This window comes from Mycobacterium sp. NGS45, from assembly GCF_059812645.1.
The window spans coordinates 1-1,272 of record NZ_JCALDB010000058.1 but is presented as its reverse complement, the minus strand read 5'-3'; the positions used below and the strand labels follow the sequence as shown (position 1 = coordinate 1,272).

1 pseudogene is annotated in these 1,272 nt (G+C 63.1%); it reads left to right on the top strand.

Going from position 1 to position 1,272, the window contains the following annotated elements:
* Positions 1–36: 36 nt before the first annotated feature.
* A pseudogene (locus AC5Y3P_RS22315) lies at positions 37–1,272 on the top strand (AAA domain-containing protein); the annotation flags it as partial.

The following is a 1,272-nucleotide window of genomic DNA, read 5'->3' as shown; positions in this document are numbered from 1 at the left end:
GTATTCATCACGCGGATCGGACCTACTACGTCGGTCGTGGTCGGCTCTGGTGACCTCGGCGTGCACCAGCAAATCGCGAAATCACTGTGGTCTCATCTCGATTCCGGAGGCACCATAAAGGTGCGTCCCGACGGCACCCCGAAGGTGGGGGCATTCACGCCCAAGTGCATCAAGTTAGCCGAGCCGTTCTTCGCCGCGGTCAAGATCAACGATCTGCCCGCGGTCACCAAGGAACAGCTAGCCATATTCATCGACTGGGTCGAAGCTGTCCGAACCCTTGCGGCGCTGGACCAGGCTTTGCCGGCGACGGTACAGATCCCTGACGAGGACACCCTCGGAGAGAAGCTGCAGTGGCACCTGACCGAGGTAGAGCAACTCGAAAAAGTACTCGCGCTCGGTGACCAGATCGACGTCGAACGGCACTGGTTCCAACTGAACCACCTGCCGGTCCCGGATTGGAACAATCTGCAAGACATCCGGCGATATGCCGACCTGGTTGAGGCCGCAGCCGCGGCCGACGAAGCCGTGGCGGCCACCTCGCCGATCGACCGGTTGCACCACGAACTGCAGCAGCGCACTCAGCTGCCCGATCCACCCGGCGTGACCGCACAGTTGGCCGCCGCAGTTTCCGGACGCGACGTCGACGGATACGGACGCGCTCACCAGCGGTTGCAGCACCTGCACCATGTTGCGCAATCGGTGACGCAGCGCGACCGCATCCGCGGTCAGCTGGACAACTCTGCTCCGCAGCTGGCCGCCGCGATCGCCGAGGATCCAACAGCTACCGAGTGGGATACTCGGCTGGCAACCTTTGAACAGGCGTGGCGCTGGGAGATGACGGGCCGCTGGATCCTGGCGCAGGACAGTGACGATGTGAACGCGCTGAAAGTCACGCTGAACACCATCGAGGACCGGCTCCGCTCAGCAGTGGAAAGCCTTGCTGCCGAGCGGGCGTGGGGTCATGCCGTCAGCCCCGACCGGTTGACGGGCAGTGCCCGCGCCAACCTCACTCAGTATGCCCAGCTGGTCTCGAGACTGGGTAAAGGCACCGGCAAGTATGCCGCGAAGCAACGCGTGGCGATCGCGGAGGCCATGGATCGTTGTCGGCCTTCGGTGCCGGTATGGATCATGCCGCTGTACCGGATCGCTGAGCAAGTGCGCGTGCAACCGAACCTCTACGACGTGGTGATCGTCGATGAAGCATCCCAGGCTGGGCTTGAGGCGTCATTCCTGCAGTACCTGGCGCCCAAGATGGTCGTTATCGGGGACGAC